The sequence below is a fragment of the Candidatus Poriferisocius sp. genome, from assembly GCF_965219775.1.
In the GTDB taxonomy this organism is placed as follows: domain Bacteria; phylum Actinomycetota; class Acidimicrobiia; order Acidimicrobiales; family Bin134; genus Poriferisocius.
Genome location: NZ_OZ244793.1, coordinates 165,632 through 188,329, shown reverse-complemented (window position 1 = coordinate 188,329; position 22,698 = coordinate 165,632). Strand labels below are relative to the sequence as shown.

Below are 22,698 nucleotides of genomic sequence, written 5' to 3'. Positions count from 1 at the left end.
CTCTCGAATTATCCGACAAGTACCTTGGACTTCGAGGCTACCACCACTTTTTCGGAAAGCACCTTCGAACTCTCGCCCGGTTTCATCGACACGCCGTACAGGCAGTCGGCGGCCTCCATGGTGCGCTTTTGGTGGCTGACGATCAGCAATTGGGCCTCGGCCCGAAACTCCTCGATGAGCTGAAGGAACCGGTGCAGGTTGACGTCGTCCAGGGCGGCCTCCACCTCGTCCATCACGTAGAACGGCGAGGGGCGACTGCGGAACACGGCGAACAGGAAGGCCAGGGCGGTCAGCGAACGCTCCCCGCCCGACAGCAGGCTGAGGCGGCGAATGTTCTTGCCCGACGGACGGGCCTCGATCTCCACCCCGGTGTCCAACAGGGCATCGGACTGGGTGAGCCGCAACTTGCCCTCGCCGCCGGGGAACAGGGTCTGAAACAGTTCCTCGAAGTTGCGGGCCACGTCGGCGTAGGCCGAGGAGAAGACCGCCACGATCTCCTGGTCGATCCGGCGGATCACCTTGCGCAGTTCCCGACGGCTCTGGCGGATGTCGTCGATTTGACCTTGGGTGAACTCGTGGCGCTCCAACAGGGCTTCGTACTCCTGGAGGGCCAGGGGGTTCACCGGCCCCATGATGCGCAGTTCCTGCTCCAACGCCCGGATCCGCTCCGCCGGAGTGGTACCCGCCTCCAACGGGGGGCACTCCACCGCGACCGCCTCGGCGGGCTCGCAGTCCAGTTCCCGGCGGCAGCGGTCCACTTCGGCTTCCAGACGGATGTTGGCCTCGGCCAGCTCCAACTCGGCGTTGCGGTCCCGCTCCCGGCACTGGCCGAGCCGGGTTTCGGCCTCCTGCCGCTGGCGGCGCAGGTCCTCCAGCCGCTGGGCGGCCGCCCGAGCGGCCTGGGACTCCTGGTCCCGGCGACGACGCAGCTCGGCGAGCCGTCCGCCCACCTCCTCACCCCGCCGGGCAACCAACTCGATCAGCTCGTCCACCAGGGCCAGGCGAACGTCGAGCGATTGTCGTCGGGAGGCGGCCTCGGCCCGGGCCTGGGTCATTTGGCCCAGCCGGCGCTCGATCTCGTCCCGCTGGGCCCCCAGGAGTCGGCGGCGCTCCTCCAAGCCCGCCGATCGCACCTGAAAGTCCGATCGGCGCCCGGCCACGGCCTGCGACTTCTGGGAGAGCTCGTCGCGGGCCCGACGCCTGGCCTCGGAGCGGGCCTGCTGGTCGGCCTCTTCGGCTTCGTGGGCGGGCAGTTCCCGGCGCAACACCGCCTCGCGGCGGCGATCCTCGGCGAGGCGGTCTTCCAGCTCCTGCACTCGGGGGCCGGAGGCGGCGATCCCCACCTCGGCGTCGCGCAGTTCCCGCTCCACCGCGGCGGCCCGGGCCTGGACCGCGGCCAACGCCTCGGCCAGAACCGCGACGTCCCGGCGGGCCTGGTCCTCGGTGCGTTCGGCCTCCTCAAGGCGACGAGCGGCCTCGGCCGACGCCCGTTCGGCGGCGTCCACCTCCTCGGACGCCCGCGCCGAGGCCTGCTCGGCCTCCTCCAACATGCCCTTGGTGGCGGCGGAGTTTCGGACGCCCACCCGCCAGCCCGACGGGGAGAACCGGTCGCCCCGACGGGTGACCACCACCGCGGTGGGATCGGCAATGGCTGCGGCGGCCGCTTCGGTGCTGACCTCCACCACCCCGACGTGGCCCACCAGGGCGTCCAGCAACTGGTCGACACCGTTGAGCGAGGAGCGCACGTGGTCCCGGAGGGGCACGCCCACCGCCGGGGCCCGCGGCGGCACGCCCGGTCGGCCCAGGGCCAGCACGGCGCCACCGGCCTGGTCGGCCTCCAGGGTGGCGATGGCCCGCATGGCCACTTTGGTGTCGGTGGCCACCACCGCGGCCACGGCCTCCCCGGCCGCAGCCTCGAAGGCGGCCTCCCATCCCCGATCGATGTCGACCACCTCGAGCAGGGTGCCCACCACCCCCTCGACACCGGCCAGACGCTGGGCGCCGGACCGATCCCGGGCCTCGTCCAGGGCCAACAGCAACGCCTCGCGCCGCGCCTCCCACGCCTGCCGTTCGGCGTGGGCGGCGGCGCGAGCCTCCCGGGCTTTTTGACTGGCCGACCGGGCCGACTCCACCACCCGTTGTGCCTCTTGGTGGTCGCCCTGGCGCGACTGCAGGGCCGCCTCGGCGTCGCCGACCTTCGCCCAGCATCGCTCCAACTCGGCAACCAAATCCCGCCGACGCCCCTCCAACGCCGCCAGTTCCCCGGCCAGGCGCGACGATTCCACCTGATCTCGCTCCAGCGAGGCTTCCAAGGCCCGCAGCTCGCCGCGAATCCGAGACCCGTCGGAGGTGGCCACGGGCTCGTCCTCGTCACCCCACTGCTCGGCGAACGAGAGGCGGAGCTGCTCCAACTGGTGCTCGGCGTCTCCCAGGGCGGCGGCGTCGGGGGACAACCCCTCGATGGAGGCCTCCACGTCGCCCAATTCCCGACTCAGCCGGTCGGACTCGGCCTCCAGCGTGGCCACCACGTTCTCGTCCACCCCCGCAGCCCGGTCGTGCTCCAACCGAAGGCGGCGTTCCAACAGCAACGCCTCCAGCCCCTTCAGACGCTCATTGAGGCCCTCGAAGCGCACCAGCGCGTCGCCGAGGTCGGTGCCGTCCGCGGCGGTGAGCTGGGCTTGGGCGGCGGCCAGATCCCGATCCAGCGCCTCGGCCCGCAACCCCAGCTCGCGCATTTCCCGGCGGTCGGCGGCCTGCCCCTGGGTGAGCCGGCCGATCCGCTCACGCAGCTTGGCGATCTCCTGGCCGGCCAGGAAGCGCCGCAGGCTGGTCAACTCGGCCACCAGCCCGCCGTGGCGTCGGGCCGCTTCGGCTTGGCGCTCCAAGGGCCGCAACTGCCGGCGCATCTCCCGCACCACGTCGGAAAGGCGGGCCAGGTTGGCCTCCGTCGCGGTCAACCGGCGCTCGGACTTCTCCTTGCGGCGGCGGTACTTCAACACGCCGGCCGCTTCTTCGATGATGGCCCGCCGGTCCTCGGGTCGGGCGCTCAGCACCCCCTCGATCTGGCGCTGGGAGATGATCACGTGCTGTTGGCGGCCCACCCCGGAGTCGCTCAGCAGTTCCTGGATGTCGAGCAGTCGACAGGGCACGCCGTTGATGGCGTAGGTGCTGTCCCCGCTGCGGAACAGGGTACGGGTAATGGTGACCTCTTCGAACTCCAGGGGCAGCAATCGGGCGGCGTTGTCGATCACCAGCGACACCTCGGCCCGGCCCAAACCCGCCCGGGCGGTCGTCCCGGCGAAGATCACGTCGTCCATCTTGGCCGAGCGCACCGAGGTGGGCGCCTGGGCCCCGAGAGCCCAGGCCACCGCGTCCACCACGTTGGACTTGCCGCTGCCGTTGGGCCCCACGATGACGGTGACCCCCGGCTCGAACACCAGCGAGGTGGAATCGGCGAAGGACTTGAACCCCTTGAGCGTCAGCGCCTTCAAGAACACGCCTGCGACCCTACCCAGCGGGGAGCCCGAACATGTGGAACTCAGAGCGATTTCGCGACTCGGGCGACCCTCAAATCTGGCACTGCTCGCAGTAGTAGGTGAACCGACGGCGGAAGCGGTAGCTCTGGATGGGACGGTGGCACCGGGGACAGGGACGCCCGCTCTTGCCCGCCTGCTTGTACACGTTGATGTACTCCTCGTAGCCCCCCGGCTCACCGTGGACGTCGACGTAGTGGCCGTCGGCCAGGGTGGCTCCCCGATGCTTGGCCGCGTCGTGCAGCGTTTCCACCATGGCCCGGTGCAGCCGCCGCACCTCCTGGGGCCCCAGCGAGCTGGGCAGCCGGTCGAACCGCAGGCCGGCGGCAAAGAGAATCTCGTCGGAGTACATCTCCCCGAGGCCGACGACCACGCTGTCGTCGGTCAATATGGCCTTCAGCTTGGCGTCCTGGGCCAGGAGCCGCTCGCCGAACATCCGCCACGGCACCGGCTGATCCAGGGGATCGATGCCCATGACCTCGAGTTCGGGCACGGCATCCACCAATTTCTCGGCGTTGGCCAACCACAGGGTGGCGTCCTCGGCCCCGTCCACCAACCGAAGCTGCCCGCTCTTGGTGAACGTCATCGACATCACGGTGTTGGGTTCCACCGCGTCGCGGTTGGCGTGGCGGCGCAACCGCCCGCCCGTCCCCAGGTGGGCGACCAGCACGTCGTCGGTGTCCAGGTTCAGGATCAAGTACAGGCCCCGCCGACGCACGTTGGTGATCTTCGCCTTCTCCAGTCGGGCGCTCAGCTTCTTTCTGCCGCCCAGTCGCCGGGCCAGCCCGGCGTCCATCACCTCCACCGTCTTGATGCGAAGACCGGAGACCTCCCGGTCCAAGTCCCGGCGGATGGTTTCCACTTCCGGCAGTGCGATCATCGGGTCACTCCTCTTCGGGGGTCATGGGGCTGCCTCGGCGGGCACGGGCGCAGCCCGGTCGGCATCGCCGCACCCGACCGGGTCGAGGGTTTCCCAGGCAGCGGCCGCCGCGGCCTGCTCGGCCTGCTTCTTGGAGCGGCCCTCGCCCCGCCCCCGCTCCTGGCCGTCGAGATGCACGACCGCCAGGAAGTGCTTGGCGTGGTCGGGACCCTCGTCGAAGAGGCGGTAGTCGGGGGCGCCCCGACCGTGGCGGGCACAGTATTCCTGCAGGCGGGTCTTGTAGTCACGGACACCGGGGCTCTGGGCGGCGGCGTCAATGCGGTCGGCCAGCCACCCTTCGACCACCTCCACCACCACCTCCCAGGGAGCGTCCAGGTAGATCGCCCCGATCACCGCCTCCATGGCGTCGGAGAGGATCGACTGCTTCTCGCGCCCCCCGGCGTGCTCCTCGCCGCGACCGAGGCGCAGCGCGGCCCCGAGTTGCAACTCCTGGGCGAGGCCGGCCAGTGCTTCGGCCCGCACCACCTCGGCCCGCAGCGGGGCCAACTCGCCCTCGGCCATGTCCGGGAAGGCCTCGTAGATGCAGTTGGTGACCACCAACGCCACCACGGCGTCGCCCAGAAACTCCAGGCGCTCGTTGGACGAGCTCCCCGGATGTTCGGCACACCAGGAGCGATGGGTCAGGGCATTGTCCAGCAAGCTGGGCTGGATGAAGCGATAGCCGAGGCGGTCGGCCAGCGCGTCGAGATCCGGTGCCGAAGTCAGGAGCTTCGGCTCAGACGGCCGTGGACATAGTCAACCGCGTCCCGCACCGTCTTCAGATCCTCCAGATCCTCGTCGTCGATGCTGAAGCCGACCGTCCGCTCGCTCAACTCCTCCTCCAGGGTCTCCACCAACTCGATGAGCGCCAGGGAATCGGCGTCCAGGTCGTCGGCAAAGGCCTGGCCTTCGGTGATTCGATCGGGTGAGATTTCCAGGATGTCGGCCAGGCACTCGCGGACCAGGGCCAGCACCCCGTCCCGATCCAGCGGGCTTTGTTCGACATGGGTTTCCGATGGCACGGCGTCTCCGGGGCGGTTCGCAATGGGCGCTGTGCAGTATACGCCGGTCGGCGGCGGGCCCGGAACTCCTACCCGGACGACAGAATCCGCCGCAAGGAGCCCACGGTGCCCCGTTGGGCCAGGTCATGGGCCACCTGAATGGCGTTGGCCACCGCCGTGGGCGACGAGGCCCCGTGGCTGATGATGCTCACCCCGTCCACCCCCAACAAGATGGCGCCCCCCACCGAATCCGGGCTGAACTCGTCGTACAACGGGGCCAACGCCGGGGCCAGAAGCTCCGCCCCCCGCCGGGCGTCGGGCGAGGAGTCGAAGGCGGCCAGCAACGCCCTGATGAGCTGTTTGGCCACCCCTTCGGCGGTCTTGAGGGCCACGTTGCCGGTGAAGCCGTCGGTGACGATCACATCCACCAGGTCGGCCAGCAGATCCCGGCCCTCCACGTTGCCCGCGAACACCGCCCCGCTCTGGGACTGCCACGCCTCGTCCTCGAGCAGCTCGAACGTCTCTTTGACCCGGGGGGAGCCCTTGCCCGCTTCCTCCCCGTTGGAGAGCAGGCCCACCCGGGGCTTCTCCACCCCCCACCGGTCGCGGCAGTAGACCGCGCCCATTTGGGCGAATTGCACCAGCCACTCGGGGTTGCACTCGGTGTTGGCCCCGGCGTCCAGCAACACGTTGGGCCACGCCCGGCCGGGCACGATGATGGGGACGGCGATGGCGGGCCGGGCCACCCCGCGAATCCGGCCCATCCTCAGAAGGGATGCGGCCATGGCGGCGCCGGTGTTGCCGGCGCTGACCATGGCCGAGGCCCGGCCGTCGCGCACCGCCTCGGCCGCCCGCACCATTGAGGAGTCCTTCATCTTGCGCACGCTCTGGGCGGCGTCGGCCCCCATGGCGATGACCTGCGACGCCGCAATCACCTCGAAGCCGTCGGCGGCCTCGAGCCGCTCCGGTTGGCCCACCAGCACCACGGGTATGCCCCGCTCGACGGCCAGGCGGGCGCCGTCCACCACCGACCAGGGGGCGTCGTCTCCCCCCATGGCGTCCACGGCAACGGGAAGCGAGGTCAACGCCGGCCCTCCCAGTGGCCCTCAGGTGTGCTCAGGCCACCTCGACGGCATCACGACCGGCGTACCAACCGCAGGCCCCGCACACCCGATGGGGGCGTTTGGCGGCACCGCAACGGGGGCAGGTGCCCATGGCCGGTGTCGACAGTCGCCAGGCCGCGGCCCGGCGACTGCGGCCCTTGGCCTTGGAGGTTTTCTTCTTGGGAACAGCCATCGATCGGTCCTGACGTGACGAAGAGGCACCACCCGTCGGCCACATCCGACGCCGGCGCAGCGTTCCAACTTACCGGCCGCTGATCGGCACGTCCAACGGGGCCCGGCGGGGCGGCCCTGGGGGGCCCGGCCCACTGGCGCCTACTGACCGGTGCGCAGCGCGTCCAACGGGGCCCAGCGGGGATCCCGGGGTTGCTCCTCTTCGGCGGTGCCCGGCTGGTGGACGGGATAGGAGTCGGGCGCCGGACCGGCACAGTCCGGTGCGCACAGCGGGGCGATGGGCAGGGCCAGGATGAGGCAGTCGTGGACCATGGGGGTCAGGTCGGCCTCGCTGTGGCGAATGGGATAGATCTCGTCGTCGGCCGGTGCGGGGCTGAACATCTCCCGCACGGCCTGCTGTACCGACTGTTCGATGGGGGCCAGGCACCGGCGACACGACCCCTGCCAGGCGGCGCTCACCGTGCCGGTGACCTGCACACCGCCGGCCACCGATTCCAAATGGAGCTGGAGGTCGACCGGGCCGTGGACGGCGGCATCGGTGGTGGCCAGGCCGTCGACGTCGGCGTGGATCGACAGGTCGCGTTGCGCGCCGACCCGACGCAGCAACTCCCCCACCGCCACGATCATCGGATTGGCGTTCTTGACCATGTCGCCTCCTCCCGCACCGATCCGGGGGCCCGGGGCCCGATTTCTCGTCCGGGACCGGGCCGCCTCCGGTGGGGCTAGCCCAGCGTATCCTGATCGAAAAAGCCGTCGTCGACCGCTTGTTCCGGCTCGGGCTCGTAGGCCCGGACCAAGTCGGACAACGGGTCGCCCTGCAACCGGGACCGGGCCTCCTTGACCGTGCTCAGGATCCGCTCCAAGGCGTTCTCGAAGCTGCCCAGCTTGGTGTCGCAATAGTCCTCGGTTTCCAGGCGGAGTCGTCGGGCGGTGGTCTCGGCCTCCTCCACCGTGCGTCGGGCCCGCTGCTCGGCCGCTTTGACCACCTCGGTGCGCTGCACCATGGTTTCGGCCTGCGATCGGGCGGCGGCCAGAATCTCGTCGCCCTCCCGGTGGACCCGCTTCAAGAAGTCCTCGCGCTCCTTCAGTAGCCACCGGGCCGCCCGCATCTCCTCGGGCAGGCGATGCAGGCAGTTCTGCAACAGGTCGAGCACTTCTTCCTTGTTGATCATCGAGGACGCCGACAAGGGCATGGGACGGGCCGAGTCCACCAGCTCGATGGCCCGCCGCAACAGCAGGTCGAACTCGGGATCGACGAAGGTTCCCCCCACCGGATAGTTGGAGGCCGTGGCGGGGGGATTGATGTCAGCCATCTTGGTACCTCTCGGTGAGTCGTCGGGCCACGGGGGCGGGGACCATGGTGTCGATCTCCTGCCCGAAGCGGGCCAGCTCGCGGATCAGCTTGGACGCCAGGAACGAGTGCTTGCTGGCCGAGGGGATGAACAGGGTGTGGACCCCGGAGATGGCCTGGTTCATCTGGGCCATCTGCAGTTCGTTCTCGAAGTCGGACACCGCCCGCAGACCCTTCACGATGAAGTCCACGCCCTCCTTTTGGGCCAGATCCACCACCAGGCTGGCAAACAGGGTGGTGCGCACGTTGGGCAGGTGGGCGAAGCACTCCTCCAACATGGCCTGGCGGTCGTCCAGGTCGAACAGGGCCGTCTTCTGGGGGTTGTGGACCGCGGCCACGATCACTTCCTCGAACAAGCGAGCGGCGGTTTCCACGATCTCCAGGTGACCGTTGTGAATGGGGTCGAACGATCCGGGAAACAGGACACGGGTCACAGAAAGTACTCCTGAGGTAGGTCGTGAGGTCGGTCGTGACTACCGCCGGGCGGCGATCACCACCACGGTACCCGCGTAGCGACGCTGTTTGATGACTTCCCACGCCGATCCGGGCACCACCGGGCGATCCGCCTCGGCCACCACCACGTCGGCGGGGATCCCGGCCAGCAAGTCCTCCCAGGCGTCGAATCGGTAGGGAGGATCGCACAGGGCGACGCCGTAGTGTCGGCCCAATCGGGGCAGCTCGGCCATCACGTCACCGGCCACCACCCGGCCTCGGGCTTCGTAGCCGGTGGTGGCAAGGTTGGCCCGCAAGGCGGTCAGCGCGGCCGGGTCCCGCTCCACAAAGGTGGCCGACGCCGCCCCCCTCGACAGGGCCTCCAACCCCAGGGCCCCCGTTCCGGCGAACAGGTCCAGCACCTCGGCACCCTGCAGACGACCCTGGCTGTGCAGGGAGTTGAAGGTGGCTTCCCGGACCCGGGCGGTGCTGGGGCGTACGTCCGACCCGGCGGGGGTGTGCAGGGGGCGGCCCCGAGCTTCCCCGGCGATGATGCGCAGCACCATGGGCGTTCAACTTTGGGGGGGCCGGGGCGTTCTAGTCATCAGGGTGACCAGGACGGTGTCGTCCAGCACCAGCTCTCCGGTGGTCTCGAACCCGTGGCGTCGGTAGAACGCAATGTTCGCCGGATTGCTGGACTCCAGGTAGGCCACCGTGGCCGTCCGATCGCAGCGTTCCAGCATGGGGGCCAGCACCTTGCCGCCCAGGCCCCGCCCCTGTTGGTCGGGAGTGGTGCCCAACACGGCCAGATACCAGTGGGGGTCGGGCAATCGGTGCTGGTGGATGCGGCCCAGCATCTCCATCCGGGCCGGGGCCTCGTCGCCCACCAACTCGGCCATCATGGCGGCAAACGCCCGGTGGCCCTCCGACTCCCCGTGATCGACCTGATCGGGTCGGCCCTCCGACTCGCCGGCATCGGCCTCCTCGGGCTCCGACGACCCGTGGAGGCTTCTTCGGGGTGGCTGCCAGTAGGCCACGCATCCGTCGGCTCGTGATCCGTGCAGTTCGGCGCCGGAGGGGAGATGGCCGAGGGTGAAGTCCCACCAGCGCAGCAGCGAGGCCCGGCGGGTGTTGTCGTCGGCAAACAACCAGTTCATCAAGGGATCGGCCCAGAAGGCGTCGGCCCAAATCGCCGCGATCCGCTCCCGCCGTTCCAGCCCCATGCGGACGATGTCCAGGGCGTTCAGCCCGCCGTCGGCATTGGTCATGGCGTCACAACCGAGTTCATCTCCGCATTGTTCATCTCCGCAGTGTTCATCTCAGCTTTTCATCAGATAATCGGCGTCGTCGTCCACCAGGAACAACTCCACCTCGGCGGCCAGCTCGGCGTGATCGGCCAAGCCGGGATCGGCATCCAGAATCTCGGCGGCGGCCCGGCGGGCCCCCACCACCCACTCCTTGTCACGGCGCAATGAGGCCAGTTGCAGATCGTTGCGGCCCTTTTGGCGCTCGCCCAGGATGGTGCCCTCCCCCCGCAGGTCCAAGTCGGCCTCCGCCAGCTCGAACCCGTCGGTGCTCTCCACCAGGGCCCGAAGCCGCTCGGCGGCGATGCCCACCGCCTCGGCGGAGAGCAAACAGCACGTGGACTCCTGGGCGCCCCGACCCACCCGGCCCCGGAGCTGGTGAAGCTGGGCGATCCCGAAACGGTGCGCGTCCACGATCACCATCATGGTGGCGTTGGGCACGTCCACCCCCACCTCGATCACGGTGGTGGCCACCAGCACGTCGATCGACCCCTGGCGGAACAGGTCCATCACCGTTTGCTTCTCGGCCGGGGTGAGCCGCCCGTGCAAAAGCCCCACCCGCAGGCCGGCCAGCTCGTCGGCCTGGAGCCGCTCAAACGTCTCGGTCACCGACCGGGCCTCCACGCTGTCGGACTCGTCGATCAGCGGGCACACCACGTAGGCCTGGCGACCCTGGGCCACCTCGGCGGTGACCTGGTCCCACACCTCGGCCTCCTCGGCGGCGGTCCGGGCCCAGCGGGTGGCGATCGGGGTGCGCCCCGGCGGCAGCTCGTCCAGGGTGGACACATCCAGGTCGCCGTACACGGTCATGGCCGCGGTTCGGGGGATGGGGGTGGCCGTCATCACCAGCACGTCCGGGGAGGCCGCCTGGGCGCCCTTGGCCCGCAGCGCCGCCCGTTGCTCCACCCCGAAGCGGTGCTGCTCGTCCACCACCACCACTCCCAGCGAGGAGAACTCCACCCCCTCCTGGATGAGGGCGTGGGTGCCGATCACGATGTCGATGTCCCCGGCGGCCAACGAGGCCTGTATGCGGGTGCGCTCCGCCCCCAGCACCTGGTTGGTGAGCAGCGCCACCTGCAGGGGCCGCTCGCCCGACAAGCGGTCGGCGGCGGGCACCGACAGATCGGCCAGCAGAGCCCGAACCCCCAGGTAGTGCTGGGTGGCCAGCACCTCGGTGGGGGCCATCAGCGCCCCCTGGTGGCCTCCCTGCACGGCGGTGAGCATGGCGGCCACCGCCACCACCGTCTTGCCCGCCCCCACATCACCCTGCAGGAGGCGGTGCATGGGTACCGGTCGGGCCAGGTCGGCGGCCACCTCCTCGATCACCCGTTGCTGCGCGCCGGTCAGGGGAAACCCCAGGCTGTTCGTGAACCGGTCGACCAGTTCCCCGCCGGTGTCGTGGCCGATCCCGAAGGCGGCCCGCTCGGCGGCCCGCTTGCGCATGATCAACTTGAGCTGAAGCCGGAGCAGCTCGTCGAACACCAGCCGGTTGCGGGCGGTGAAGACATCGTCCATGGTCTCCGGGCAGTGGATGGCCTCGATGGCCTGATGGCGCCCGATCAGGCCGTGCTGGGCCAGCAGGGCCTGGGGGACCGGTTCGCTGATGCCCCGCGCCCGGGACCGCCGCAGGGCCTCCTCCACCCACCGTCGCACTTCCCGGGTCTGGAGTCCGGCCTTGGCCGACTGGGGGTAGACCGGCACGATGCGCCCGGTCTCATCGCCCACCAAATCGACCACCGGATTGGTCATCTGGTACTGGCCCCGATAGCGGTCCAGCTTCCCGAACACCACCACCTCCTGGCCCTCGGCGAGCTGTCGGTCCCGCCACGGCTGGTTGAAGAACACCAGCCGCAGCCGACCCGAGTCGTCGCTGACCGCCACCGACACCAGCGAGCGGTTGCCCTGCAGCTTCTTGGCGAACACGCTGTCCACCCGGGCCATCACCATGGCCTCGATGCCGTCCTCCAGGTCGGCGATGGCCGCTCGGTTGGTCCGGTCGATGTAGCGCCGGGGGTAGTAGGTCAACAGATCCAGCACCGAGGTCACCTCGAGCGACGCCAGTGCCTTCCCCCGCGAGCGGCCCACCCCGCTCAGCACGTCCACCGCCATGGCACCGAAGTCGGCCATGGTCAGCGGGGGTCGGGCGGCCGCCTGATGGGGCAGTTCCTCCGCCGCGGCTTCGGTGCCGATCACTCCACCCCGAAGTAGAACGGATAGAGCGGCTGGTCTCCCTGGTGGACCTCCACCTCCACCAGGGGATGGTGTTGGGCCAGCCAGTCGGTCACCGCCCCCACGTCGCGCTGGGCGGCGTCGGCGCCGCAGATCACGGTGACCAACTCGTGATGGTCGTCGATGAGTTCGCCCAGAAGCTCCACCGCGGCCTCGGCCGCCCCGTCGGCAACGGCCCGCAGCCCCCGGCGGTCCAGGCCCAGCCATTGGCCCGCGGCAATGGGGCCGACGTCGCTCTCGGTGTCCCGCACCGCCTGGGTGACCTCCCCGGTCACCACGTCGGCGGCCGCGGCGGTCATGGCCGGGGCGTTCTGCTCGGCCCCGGCCGACGGGTCGTAGGCCATCAGGGCGGCCAGCCCTTCGGCGATTCCCACCGTGGGCACCACCCGCACGGTGGCGTCGGTGCATTCGTCCACCTGCTCGGCCACCGCCACGATGTTCTTGTTGTTGGGCAGAAGCACGATCTCGTCGGCGTCGAGGGCCTCCACCGCGGCCACGAAGTGCTCGGTAGAGGGGTTCATGGTCTGCCCGCCCGCGATCACCGCCCGCACCCCCAGCGACTCGAAGATGCGCTGCACGCCCGCGCCCACCGACACGGCCACCACCGCGGTGCGAACCGGGGCACCGGCCACCACGGTGACCGCCCCCCCGATCTCGGCGCCGGTCCCCGGAGCACCGGCGGCACCAGTGGCGGCCACGGCCATCGACTCCACGTGTTCCACCTGCTCGAACAGGTCGGTCACCCGAATCTCGTAGGGCCGCCCCACGGCGATGCCCGCTTCGATGCTGCCCCCGATGTCGTTGCTGTGGATGTGGCAGTTCCACAGGCCGTCGCCCCCGACCACGGCGATGGAATCCCCCAGGTCCTCCCACGCGGCGCGAAACTCGGGGATGCGTCCGTCGTCAGCCTCCAGAAAGAACATCACCTCGTAGCGGGTGGCCCCGGAATCGTCACCGGTGGGCTGCTCCGGCGAGACGGCGGCCAACGCCGAACCCACCCCGGCGTCGGCGGCCACCGCGGGCGGGTCGGGCAGGGGACGGCCGTCCAGGGTGGTGGCCAAGGCGTCCAGCAGCAGCAGGAATCCCGCCCCCCCGGCGTCCACCACGTTGGCCCGGGCCAACTGGGGCAACAGCTCCGGGGTGCGGTCCAGCGACTCCTGCCCGGCCCGCCGGCACTGCTCCACCAACCCCAAAAGCCCGTCGACCCCCTGTTCCACCGTGGCCCCTGCGGCGGCGGCCACGTCGCGCACCACCGTGAGAATGGTCCCCTCCACCGGGGTCGACACCGCTTGGTCGGCCGCCTCTGACGCCTGCCGGAGGGCATCGGCCAGCACCGGGGGATCGACCCGGCCGGCGGCCGCCACCACGTCGGCCACCCCACGCAGGATTTGCGAGAGGATCACCCCCGAGTTGCCTCGGGCGCCCATGAGCGAGCCGTGGCTGATGGCCCGGCACACCTCGGCCATGCCGTCGCCGGCCCCGGTCACCTCGGCCACCACCGACTCGAGCGTCAGCGCCATGTTGGTGCCGGTGTCGCCGTCGGGCACCGGATATACGTTGAGCTGATTGATCACGTCGCGGTGCCGGGCCAAGGCGTCCCGGAACCCCTCCATGGTGGCCCGCACGCCCTCGGCACCCAAGTGGTCGGCCGACATGGACCCCGATGTTACCGGGCCACAATTGCCCGACTCGCGTACTGCCCAAATCAGCCGTTACCCTGCCCCTACTCCCGGTCACCGCCACAAACCGCCACCAGGATCCCCGTGCAGGAAGGAGCCCCCGTGCAGGGTGTGATCAAGGCTTACGACCCCACAACCGGTCTCGGCGTCGTCGTGCGCGACACCGACATGGCCGAATTCGACCTGGCCTCCGACGCGCTGGAGGGGTCGGTGTTCCGGATGCTGCGCCAGGGGCAACGGGTGTTGTTCGACCTGGAGGACGAGCAGGCCACCCGTCTGCGGTTGGGCTCGGAAGTGGACTTGGGCACCCCGTCGTTCCTCACTGCCGCCGGGGATTCGGAGCCGGGGTGAGCCTTTCGGTTGCCGAGCAGTTGCGCGTCCGATTCGGTTTGGACGCGGTGAACGTCAAGGCCGGTCTCTCCCAGGACGAACTGTTCGCCGCGGCCGTGGCCGGCGACCGGGGGCGGACCCGCACGGACGGCGGTGACCACGAGCCCAAGGCGTTCGCCACCGCCCGGGGGTCCGACGGTCCCCTGATCTTCTACTCCGACCCCACCTGCACCGGCCGGCCCGTCCAGGACACCTTCGCGGTGGCCTGGCCCGAGGTGGAGGACCACCTGTGGTGGAAATCCGACTTCAACCGCTTGGATCCCGACCACCACACCGCGTTGGTCGACCGGGTGCTGGCGTATCTGAACGAGCAGCGGTCCACCCTCTACTCCGCCGACGTGTTCTGTGGCTGGGATCCGGCGTTCGCCATCCCCTACCGGTTGATCAGCGAGTACGCCACCCACGCCTACTTCGCCAACATCATGTTCCCCAAGGGGGTGCGCGACGACGCCGAGCGCGACTCCATCGGCTGGACCATGATCAACGTTCCCAGCTTCCGGTGCGACCCCGACCGCGACGGCACCCGCTCCGACCGGGCCGTCATCATGGACCTGCGCAACCGGATCGGGCTGGTGCTGGGCCGGGCCGACTACTGCGGCGTGGTCAAAAAGACCATGTTCACCGTGATGAACTACGTGTTGCCCGACGCCAAGCAGCTCACCATGCACTGCTCGGCCAACGTGGACGACGAGGGCAACAGCGCCATCTTGTTCGGGCTCTCCGGCACCGGCAAGACCACCCTGTCCGCTGATCCCGACCGCCAGTTGATCGGTGACGACGAGCACGTGTGGACCGAGTCCGGGGTGTCCAATTTCGAGGACGGCTGTTACGCCAAGCTCATCGACCTCGACAAGGACGCCGAACCGATCATCGCCGAGGCCCTGGCCACCAGGGGCACGCTCATCGAGAACGTTCCCCCCCTGCCCGACCGTGACCTGGCCGACACCGATCCCCACGAACTCGACCTGACCGACGACTCCATCACCGAGAACACCCGGTTGGCCTATCCGCTGTCGTGCAATCCCCACCTGGCCCCCGGCGCCAAGGGACCCCATCCCCGGACCATCGTGTTGTTGACCGCCGATGCCTTCGGGGTCCTGCCCCCGGTGTCACTGCTCGACCGGGACGAGGTGATGTACCACTTCGTGATGGGCTTCACCTCCAAGCTGGCCGGCACCGAGGTGGGGGTGGTGGAGCCCCAGGCCACCTTCAGCGCCTGCTTCGGGGCGCCGTTCATGTCGCACAAGCCGTCGGTGTACGCCGAGTTGCTGGCTCACCGCATGGATGCCCACCAGGCCCGGTGCATCCTGTTGAACACCGGCTGGTCGGGAGGACCCCACGGGGTGGGAGAGCGCATCTCCATCGCCCACACCCGAGCCCTGCTGGACGCGGCCCTCGACGGTGAATTCGACGACGCCGACACGGTCAGGCTCCCGATTCTGGGGCTGCGCATCCCCACCACCTGTCCGGGCGTTCCCGATGAGGTGCTCAATCCCCGCAACACCTGGAGCGACCCCGAGGCCTACGACGCGGCCGCGGTGGCGCTGCGCGACCTGTTCCGCCAGAACTACGAGAAGCACGACTACGCCTCCCTGGGCATCCGGGCCGCCCTGTAGCCGGGGCGCCTGCCCCGCCGGTCAGCCGCAGTCCCCCGGTCAGGGGTAGCCCGCCGGTCAGGCGTAGCCCTGGGGATGGGTGGACTGCCAGGCCCAGCCGTCGCGGCACATGTCGGCCAACGTCCGGGTGGCCTTCCACCCCAGTTCCCGGTGGGCCCGGCCGGGGTCGGCCCAGAGCCGGGGAACGTCGCCGGGGCGGCGGTCGTGTTCCTCATAGGGCACGGGATGGCCGGTGGCCTCCCGCATGGCGGCAATCATCTCGAGCACCGAGACCCCCCGCCCGGTGCCCAGGTTGTAGATCGCGGCCTTCCCGGCGGAGGTGTCCAATCGCTCGAGGGCGGCCACGTGGCCGTCGGCCAGGTCCATCACGTGGATGTAGTCCCGCAGCGCGGTGCCGTCGGGGGTGGGATAGTCGGTGCCGTACAACGGGAGCCGCTCCCGACGGCCGGCGGCCACCTGCAGCAGGTAGGGCATGAGGTTGCCGGGCACGCCCACCGGGTCCTCGCCGATCAGCCCGCTGGGATGGGCGCCCACCGGATTGAAGTAGCGAAGCAAGGTCGCCGACCAGCGGGTATCGGCGCGCACCACATCGGCGATCATCTGCTCGATCACCAGCTTCGTCCAGCCGTAGGGGTTGGCCGGGCCGAGCACGGCCGACTCCGCCACCGGCACGTGTTCGGGCACCCCGTAGACGGTGGCCGACGAGGAGAAGACCAACCGGCGCACGCCGTGGCGCTGCATCACCGTCAACAACACGGCCGACGACTCCAGATTGTGGCGGTAGTAGCGCAGCGGGTCGGCCACTGAATCGGGCACCGACTTGAGCCCGGCCAGGTGCACCACGGCGTGGGGACGCACCTCGGCCATCACCGAGTCCATGGCCGATTCGTCCCGACAATCCACCACGTGGAAACGAGGGCGGCGGCCGGCGATGTCGCCCACCGCGTCCACTGCGGCCGCCGAGGAGTTGGCCAGGCTGTCCACCACCGCCACCTCCCAGCCGGCCCCCATGAGGGCGACACCGACGTGGGTACCGATGTAGCCGGCCCCGCCGGTCACCAGCGCCGTTGTCATGATCGGGACGCTAGTGGGCCATGGGCAAGGCGGGGCGACGCCTACGACAAGTTCGGGCTGCGCAACACCCGGGTCTTGCCGTACATCGATCCGAAGAGCAAGCGGCCGTCCTCGTCCACGGTCACTCCGGCGCCGATGGTGTTGAACTTGGAGCCGCCCAGCACGTAGTGAAAGCGCGACTCCCCGGTGCCCCAGTCGGCCGCTTCGATCGTCCACTTCTTGTCGCGGACCCCGCAGGTGTAGACCAGGCCGCTCTCCTCGGCCACGAAGGGAACGGCGTTGGGCGAGGAGATGTCGAGGTTCACCCACGCCTCCCGCAGCGCCCGGGCCTTCGGGTCCCACTCGTACTTGTGCAGGCCGTGGGGCTGATACTCCGGCTTGTGGCCGAGCATGAAGCACAACATGCGGGCTCCCTGGCCGGGGAAGCCCTCGGGAATCGACGCCGGTTCGTTGTTAACCGTCATCGCCCCGTAGCCCGACACGGTGATCGACTGCTCGGTCTTGATCTCGGCCAGGTCGGGATTGCCCATGTTGGCCGGGCCGATGCCGGCGATGCGCCGATCGGGGGCACCGGGCAACTGCTCCCAGTCCTCGGGGATCTCGTCGCGCCACAGCAGCGTGATGTTCACCACCTCGTCGCCGTCGCCGATGACCACGAACTTGTCCTCGTCGGGGCCGAACCCCATGAGCGACGGGGTGGTGCCCGAACCGTTGCCGCCACCGTTGCGATAGGGCACCGACCAACACCCGTGGGCCGTGTCGTCGGTCAGCTCGCTGCCCGTCCACCGCAGCTTGTGGTGATGGTCGTTGGACGACACGTAGATGCCGTTGTCCTCGTCCACGCAGATGCTGGTGCGCACCCACCCGAAGCCGGAGTGGCCCACTTCGGCCGCTCGCCGGGCGCAATGCTCGGCGGCCTCCTCGGCAGCGCCCGGGAGCTGGAGAGCGTGGAAGTCACTGAAGTCGCGCTCCAGTACCACGACCCAGCCGTGGTCGGTGGACAACACCACCTTGCCGTCGAAGGTCATGTTCATCCCCACGAAGGAACCTTGGATGGGGTCGGGTGGGTACCACCGGCCCCGCTCCACGATGGCCGAGGCCGGATCGGACGGGTCGGTCTCCATGTAGGCCACCGCGTGGTCCTTGCGCCCCAGGAACAGCGTGTGGTCGCAGTCGAGCATCGCGTACACCCCGTCGATGCCGGTCATGAACTTCATCGACAGTCCGATGGCGTGCTCGACGGCCTCCCATCCCTCCTTGTCGTCGAGACCGATCAGGTTGGCCTCCAACTCGGCGACGGGAGTACGGCCTGCACCGCCCTTGATCTCGTGGTCGGCGAGCACCTCGAGGGTCTCGTAGTCGAGCTTGGCGATGTTCTGTCGTCCGTTGCTCCACAGCACCCGCCGTCCGTCGGGGTACGGCCCCGACGTCAGATGGCCGAAGTGGCAGGGCCCCAGCCAGGTGTACTGCAGGTCGGTCTGTTCGTGCAGCACCTCGGTGGGGCCCTCCGGTCCCCGCCAGGGCACGTTGTCCTGCTGGTCGCAGCGACCATGGGCGAGGGCATACGACGAGGCGGCCAGGTAGGGATTTTCGCGGGCGCGGTTCATGGCTGGACATTCTGGCCGCCGCCAGCGAAAAAATCTTCCCCGAGTGGGAATACCCCTCGGGGGTCGACGGTTGTCCCTCCTGAACCGGCCATCTCCACCGCGCAGCCGGCGATCGAGGCCGTGGGCTGAACATCGCCAACTTCAGAGTCCCCTCCAACCCGGCCCCCTGATGACAGGGGGTCGGGTCGCGTCGGGACTGCGACGGCCCGTCGGCAACGATCATTGGGTACCATGCAGGGCAACCAACCGGAGGTGAGGCAGTGGGTGTCAGCTCTTATGTTCTGATCCAGACCGAAATGGACAAGGCCCGACAGGTGGCCGAGGCCATCCGCGAGATCGACGGCGTGGTGATCTCCGAGATCATGACCGGCCCATACGATGTGATCGCCAAGGCCGAGGCCGAGTCCATGGACCAACTGGGCCGCCTGGTGGTGAGCCAGATCCAGATGGTGGACGGCATCACCCGCACCCTCACCTGTCCGGTCGTCAACCTGTAGCCGCTGAGGAGTTCCTCGGCTAGCTGAGGATGCCCGGCTAGCTGAGGATCATGGCGCGGATGGCCAAGCCGGCCAGAAAGAGGCTGCCGCCCGCGTAGAGCAGTTCCCGGCGGTCGGCGAGCTGGATGCGGTAGGCGTAGATGATGGCCACTGCGGCGATGGCCGCGAACCCGTAGAGGCGGTGCAGGTCGCCGGGATCGGCACCGGACCGGTTCTCCAGGATCACGCCCACGATCACCTGGGCGAACACGGTGGCCTGCGCGCCGACGATGAACGCCCACAGCGGTCGGCCCCGCAACCGTTGGCGAAAGTGGGCCCCCAAGGCCCACAGCCCGGCCACGGCGTTGGCCGCCATCACCACCCAGGAGAACCAGTCGTGGAAGCCGGCCAGCGCCCCGGCGGTCGTCACCCCGGTGCCGCTCACCCGAACAAGTCGGTGGCGAAGGGGCCCCGGCGGGGTGATCCGGGGGCCACGTACCACTCGGTGCCGAACACATCGGCGAACTGCTGGTCGGTCATGCTGCCGAAGAAGGAGTCGGCGGTGATCTGGCTGACGTGGGCCAACATGGCGGCCCGCTTGCGCTCCAGGTAGGAGCTCACGTCCACCGCGTGGGTGATGTCGGCCTCCTCGGTGCCGAAATCCTCCTCCTCGACCCGCTGCGCCCGCTCGGGCTCGATCTCCTCCATGGCTTCGGCCATCGACGCCACCTCGGCCATCTGTCGCCGGATCTGGGTCCGGTTCATGGTGGCGTAGAACACCCTGGCGACCCCGGTTTCCCGCGCCGCCTCCACCCCCACCCGGTGTACCTGGATGTGATCGGGATGGCCGTAGCCGCCGTTGGGGTCGTACACCGTGAGCACCTCGGGCGACTCCTCGGCCAAGATGGCGGCCAGGCGCCCCACCGCCTCGGCAAAGTCGGCCTGCCAGAAGCAGGCCGGGTTGTCGTTGGCCTCGTCTCCGGCCATGCCCGAGTCCTCGTAGCCGAGGAACTCCACCCGGTCGGCGCCGATGATCCGGGCCGCTTCCAAGGTTTCCGTCGCCCGCCGCTCGCCCAGCGTCTCACCGGGATCCAGCGCGCCCGCCGCCGGCTCGCCCTGCTCTCCCTTGGTGGCCACCACCAGCACCACCCGGTGGCCCTCCTCGGCCGCCTTCATCATGGTGCCCGAGGTGGCAATGGCCTCGTCGTCGGGGTGGGCGTGGAAGTTCACCATGGTGGCCATCTACTTGACGGCCCCCGATGCCTTGAGGGCCGACAACGCAGCGGCGTCGAAGCCCCAGTCGGCCAGCGCCTCGTCGGTGTGCTGGCCGGGGTGGGGGGACGGGCGGGCGATGTGCGCCGGGGTGCGGCTGAACCGGGGGGCCGGGCCGGGCTGGAGGGTGCCGCCCACCTCCACGAACGAGCCCCGGGCCGCATTGTGGGGATGGTGCGGGGCCTCGGCCAGGCTGAGCACCGGGGCGAAGCAGACGTCGGAGCCGTCCAGAATCTCGCACCACTCCGCCCGGGTCCTGGTCTTGACCGCGGCGGCCAGCCGGGCCCGCATCTCCGGCCAGGTGGCCCGGTCGTGCTGGTCGACGCCCTCGACGTCGATGCCCACTTTCTCGGCCATCTCGGCGAAGAACTGGGGCTCCAGGGAGCCCAGCGAGATGTACTGGCCGTCGGCACACTCGTAGACGTCGTAGAACCAGGCCCCGGTGTCCAAAAGGTTGGTGCCCCGCGCCCCCCACGCCCCCATGGCGTGCATGCCGTACACCATGGTGATGAGCAGGGCCGACCCCTCCACCATCGAGGCGTCCACCACTTGACCCTCTCCCGAGGTGCGGGCTTCCAGCATCCCGGCCAACATGCCGAGAGCCAGCAGCATCCCGCCTCCGCCGAAGTCCCCGGCCAGATTCACCGGGGGCACCGGGGCCTCCCCCTCCCGACCGATCGACCCCAGCACGCCCGACAGGGCGATGTAGTTGATGTCGTGGCCGGCCATGGAGGAGAAGGGGCCGTCTTGGCCCCAGCCGGTCATCCGCCCGTACACCAGCCGGGGATTGCGGGCCAGGCAGACCTCGGGACCGATGCCGAGCCGCTCGGCGACGCCGGGGCGGAATCCCTCGATCAGCCCGTCGGCTTGCTCCACCATCGCCAGCACGGTCTCGGGCCCGTCGGGGTGCTTGAGATCCACCCCCACGCTGCGGCGGCCCCGGTTCAACAGGTCGGGATGGGCGGTGTCGGGCATCTCGGCCCGTACCCGGTCGGCCCGGTCGATCCGCACCACGTCGGCCCCCAGGTCGGCCAGCATCATGGCGGCGAACGGCCCCGGTCCGATCCCGGCGATCTCCACCACGCGAATGCCCTTGAGCGGACCCATACTGCCTCCCGAATGCTGCACTCGGTGGCAGGGTACTCGCACCGGCCTCCACCCGATCAGCCCAGCCAATGCTCCCGGCCACCAAGGGCCCTGCTCATCGACATGGCCGCCACCCGATCAACGGCGGCAGAGATCAGGCCCAGCCCAATTCGTCGAGGCGGTCGTCGTCGATGCCGAAGTGGTGGGCCACCTCGTGGATCACGGTGATGCCCACCTGCTCCACCACCTCGGCCTCTGAGTGGCAGCCCGCACAGATCGGCAACCGGTAGATGAAGATGCGGTCGGGCAGCACCATCTCGCCCCCGCCGTAGTCCACCCGGTCGGTGAGCGGCACCCCCTCGTACAACCCCCAGATGTCGGGATCCTCACCCTCGTCCTCCACCAGCACCGCCACGTTCTCCATCAGCTCGGCCAGATCGTCGGGAATCCCGTCCAACGCCTCGGCCACCAACGCCTCGAACCGCTCCGGCGAAACCACCACCATCCCCCCATTGTCTCATGTCTCACGATCCCCCACCTGGTTCCCGCACGATTCCCGTCAACAAAACGATGACGTCACCTTCAATGTATAGTTTTCTCGTCCAATGAGGCGAGGCAAATTGGTGCTGAGATTGCGTTCCTATGATGTTTTGGCCAATATTGTCAAGATAGTCTAGCGCTTAGTTGTGCGACGACGACGGTCAACAATATACTCTGGCTTCCACCCCCATCCATCTGTTCTCATAAATCTCCATCCACCATGCCAAGCCCACATGAGTTTTGGAATGAACAGTTCTACAGTATCAATCGCCAATATCAATGCTGACACCGCCCTGATAATTGGGTCGTCAATCGCTACCAGAACAGCACATACTGCGCAACCTAGTGTGAAGCCTATAGCTGCAACCCACCGGGCCTTTCTCTTGTTTTGATGGAGATCTATCATCCACCTAACCCACCACCCCGAACCATACGGTGGTTCTACCTTTTCGGCTATATGGCCCCGGTACAGGAGGCATCGAGAAATCCACCAGAGGCTTGGCCTTTGTGAGCCATCATCTCCGTCAGGTGCGCGCATGGTTTCAGGTTATCCTCGCAGTAGTGGTCATGACTACTTACCTTGATGCTCGATGGTTGGGTGTCCCCCCGTTGGCTGGTCGTGTTGGTTATGCGGCTCCCCGCTTGGTCTCTCACACTTCATCTTGCCTTCCAGCCGGTACAGAAATGCGGCGACCAGCAGCGTCATGAGAATTGCAGCCCAGATGAACGGAGTTGGCGGCCAGGCAGAGGCTGTCGCGACTCCTACCATGCACAAGAGACTGTGATGAAGCTTGGGGGTGGAGAGCTTCAACGATGCTTCCTCGACCACACGGCTGGGCGGGTAGCCCTCCCGTAGCGAGCCTTGTTGTAGCGGGGAGCGATTGGAAGGGGGGC

General features: G+C 69.0%; 22 protein-coding genes. 3 read left to right on the top strand and 19 right to left on the bottom strand.

The window, feature by feature from the left end; all coding sequences use genetic code 11:
- Positions 1-8 precede the first annotated feature (8 nt).
- From smc to ACOQPQ_RS00820, 13 genes are all read right to left on the bottom strand, one after another.
- A complete protein-coding gene (gene smc, locus ACOQPQ_RS00880) occupies positions 9-3,497 on the bottom strand; it encodes a chromosome segregation protein SMC (protein ID WP_420637559.1) in 3,489 nt (1,162 codons plus the stop codon).
- A gap of 70 nt (positions 3,498-3,567) precedes the next feature.
- Positions 3,568-4,413, bottom strand: a complete 846-nt coding sequence (locus ACOQPQ_RS00875) for an Fpg/Nei family DNA glycosylase (protein WP_420637558.1) — start codon at positions 4,411-4,413, stop codon at positions 3,568-3,570.
- 21 nt (positions 4,414-4,434) lie between these two features.
- Positions 4,435-5,112 carry a ribonuclease III gene (gene rnc, locus ACOQPQ_RS00870; protein ID WP_420637557.1) on the bottom strand — a complete coding sequence of 226 codons (678 nt, stop codon included), beginning with the start codon at positions 5,110-5,112 and terminating at the stop codon, positions 4,435-4,437.
- 62 nt (positions 5,113-5,174) lie between these two features.
- Positions 5,175-5,474, bottom strand: a complete 300-nt coding sequence (locus ACOQPQ_RS00865) for a phosphopantetheine-binding protein (RefSeq protein WP_420637556.1) — start codon at positions 5,472-5,474, stop codon at positions 5,175-5,177.
- A gap of 68 nt (positions 5,475-5,542) precedes the next feature.
- Positions 5,543-6,538 (bottom strand): phosphate acyltransferase PlsX, encoded by a 996-nt coding sequence (gene plsX, locus ACOQPQ_RS00860; RefSeq protein WP_420637555.1) that lies wholly within the window; start codon positions 6,536-6,538, stop codon positions 5,543-5,545.
- Positions 6,539-6,569: 31 nt separating this feature from the next.
- A complete protein-coding gene (gene rpmF / locus ACOQPQ_RS00855) occupies positions 6,570-6,749 on the bottom strand; it encodes a 50S ribosomal protein L32 (RefSeq protein WP_420637554.1) in 180 nt (59 codons plus the stop codon).
- Positions 6,750-6,889: 140 nt separating this feature from the next.
- Positions 6,890-7,396, bottom strand: a complete 507-nt coding sequence (locus ACOQPQ_RS00850) for a YceD family protein (RefSeq protein WP_420637553.1) — start codon at positions 7,394-7,396, stop codon at positions 6,890-6,892.
- A 74-nt stretch (positions 7,397-7,470) separates the two neighbouring features.
- Entirely contained in the window at positions 7,471-8,061 is a 591-nt protein-coding gene (locus tag ACOQPQ_RS00845) for a hypothetical protein (protein WP_420637552.1), read from the bottom strand.
- Positions 8,054-8,533, bottom strand: a complete 480-nt coding sequence (coaD, locus tag ACOQPQ_RS00840) for a pantetheine-phosphate adenylyltransferase (protein WP_420637551.1) — start codon at positions 8,531-8,533, stop codon at positions 8,054-8,056. Before coaD ends, ACOQPQ_RS00845 begins: the two co-directional genes overlap by 8 nt.
- A gap of 39 nt (positions 8,534-8,572) precedes the next feature.
- Positions 8,573-9,097 (bottom strand): 16S rRNA (guanine(966)-N(2))-methyltransferase RsmD, encoded by a 525-nt coding sequence (rsmD, locus tag ACOQPQ_RS00835; RefSeq protein ID WP_420637550.1) that lies wholly within the window; start codon positions 9,095-9,097, stop codon positions 8,573-8,575.
- 6 nt (positions 9,098-9,103) lie between these two features.
- Positions 9,104-9,799: a GNAT family N-acetyltransferase gene (locus ACOQPQ_RS00830; protein WP_420637549.1), complete on the bottom strand. Its 696-nt coding sequence runs from the start codon at positions 9,797-9,799 to the stop codon at positions 9,104-9,106.
- Between the two features lie 51 nt (positions 9,800-9,850).
- Complete coding sequence (gene recG, locus ACOQPQ_RS00825) at positions 9,851-12,028, bottom strand: ATP-dependent DNA helicase RecG (RefSeq protein ID WP_420637548.1); 2,178 nt, start codon at positions 12,026-12,028, stop codon at positions 9,851-9,853.
- The gene (locus tag ACOQPQ_RS00820) at positions 12,025-13,719 is read right to left on the bottom strand and encodes a DAK2 domain-containing protein (protein ID WP_420637547.1); all 1,695 of its coding nucleotides are present in this window, start codon (positions 13,717-13,719) and stop codon (positions 12,025-12,027) included. Before ACOQPQ_RS00820 ends, recG begins: the two co-directional genes overlap by 4 nt.
- 126 nt (positions 13,720-13,845) lie before the next feature.
- Here ACOQPQ_RS00820 and ACOQPQ_RS00815 point away from each other — a divergent pair, with 126 nt between their 5' ends.
- Together ACOQPQ_RS00815 and ACOQPQ_RS00810 are read left to right on the top strand one after the other, a co-directional pair.
- Positions 13,846-14,094 (top strand): hypothetical protein, encoded by a 249-nt coding sequence (locus tag ACOQPQ_RS00815; RefSeq protein ID WP_420637546.1) that lies wholly within the window; start codon positions 13,846-13,848, stop codon positions 14,092-14,094.
- Positions 14,091-15,749, top strand: coding sequence for a phosphoenolpyruvate carboxykinase (ATP) (locus ACOQPQ_RS00810; RefSeq protein ID WP_420637545.1), 1,659 nt, complete (start codon positions 14,091-14,093; stop codon positions 15,747-15,749). The genes ACOQPQ_RS00815 and ACOQPQ_RS00810 overlap by 4 nt, the downstream gene beginning before the upstream one ends.
- 57 nt (positions 15,750-15,806) lie before the next feature.
- Here the strand turns inward: ACOQPQ_RS00810 and galE are convergent, their stop codons facing one another.
- Both galE and ACOQPQ_RS00800 read right to left on the bottom strand, forming a co-directional pair.
- Complete coding sequence (galE, locus tag ACOQPQ_RS00805) at positions 15,807-16,823, bottom strand: UDP-glucose 4-epimerase GalE (RefSeq protein ID WP_420637544.1); 1,017 nt, start codon at positions 16,821-16,823, stop codon at positions 15,807-15,809.
- Between the two features lie 41 nt (positions 16,824-16,864).
- Positions 16,865-18,430 carry a hypothetical protein gene (locus ACOQPQ_RS00800; protein WP_420637543.1) on the bottom strand — a complete coding sequence of 522 codons (1,566 nt, stop codon included), beginning with the start codon at positions 18,428-18,430 and terminating at the stop codon, positions 16,865-16,867.
- 260 nt (positions 18,431-18,690) lie between these two features.
- Between ACOQPQ_RS00800 and ACOQPQ_RS00795 the strand changes: the two genes are divergently transcribed.
- A complete protein-coding gene (locus tag ACOQPQ_RS00795; protein ID WP_419847051.1) occupies positions 18,691-18,927 on the top strand; it encodes an Lrp/AsnC family transcriptional regulator in 237 nt (78 codons plus the stop codon).
- 37 nt (positions 18,928-18,964) lie between these two features.
- Here the strand turns inward: ACOQPQ_RS00795 and ACOQPQ_RS00790 are convergent, their stop codons facing one another.
- From ACOQPQ_RS00790 to ACOQPQ_RS00775, 4 genes are all read right to left on the bottom strand, one after another.
- Complete coding sequence (locus tag ACOQPQ_RS00790; RefSeq protein ID WP_420637542.1) at positions 18,965-19,351, bottom strand: hypothetical protein; 387 nt, start codon at positions 19,349-19,351, stop codon at positions 18,965-18,967.
- The gene (locus ACOQPQ_RS00785) at positions 19,348-20,148 is read right to left on the bottom strand and encodes a PIG-L family deacetylase (RefSeq protein WP_420637541.1); all 801 of its coding nucleotides are present in this window, start codon (positions 20,146-20,148) and stop codon (positions 19,348-19,350) included. Before ACOQPQ_RS00785 ends, ACOQPQ_RS00790 begins: the two co-directional genes overlap by 4 nt.
- Positions 20,149-21,285, bottom strand: coding sequence for a CaiB/BaiF CoA transferase family protein (locus ACOQPQ_RS00780; protein WP_420640333.1), 1,137 nt, complete (start codon positions 21,283-21,285; stop codon positions 20,149-20,151). It abuts the gene before it with no gap.
- 133 nt (positions 21,286-21,418) lie between these two features.
- Positions 21,419-21,769 carry a metallopeptidase family protein gene (locus ACOQPQ_RS00775; protein WP_420637540.1) on the bottom strand — a complete coding sequence of 117 codons (351 nt, stop codon included), beginning with the start codon at positions 21,767-21,769 and terminating at the stop codon, positions 21,419-21,421.
- Positions 21,770-22,698: the final 929 nt, after the last annotated feature.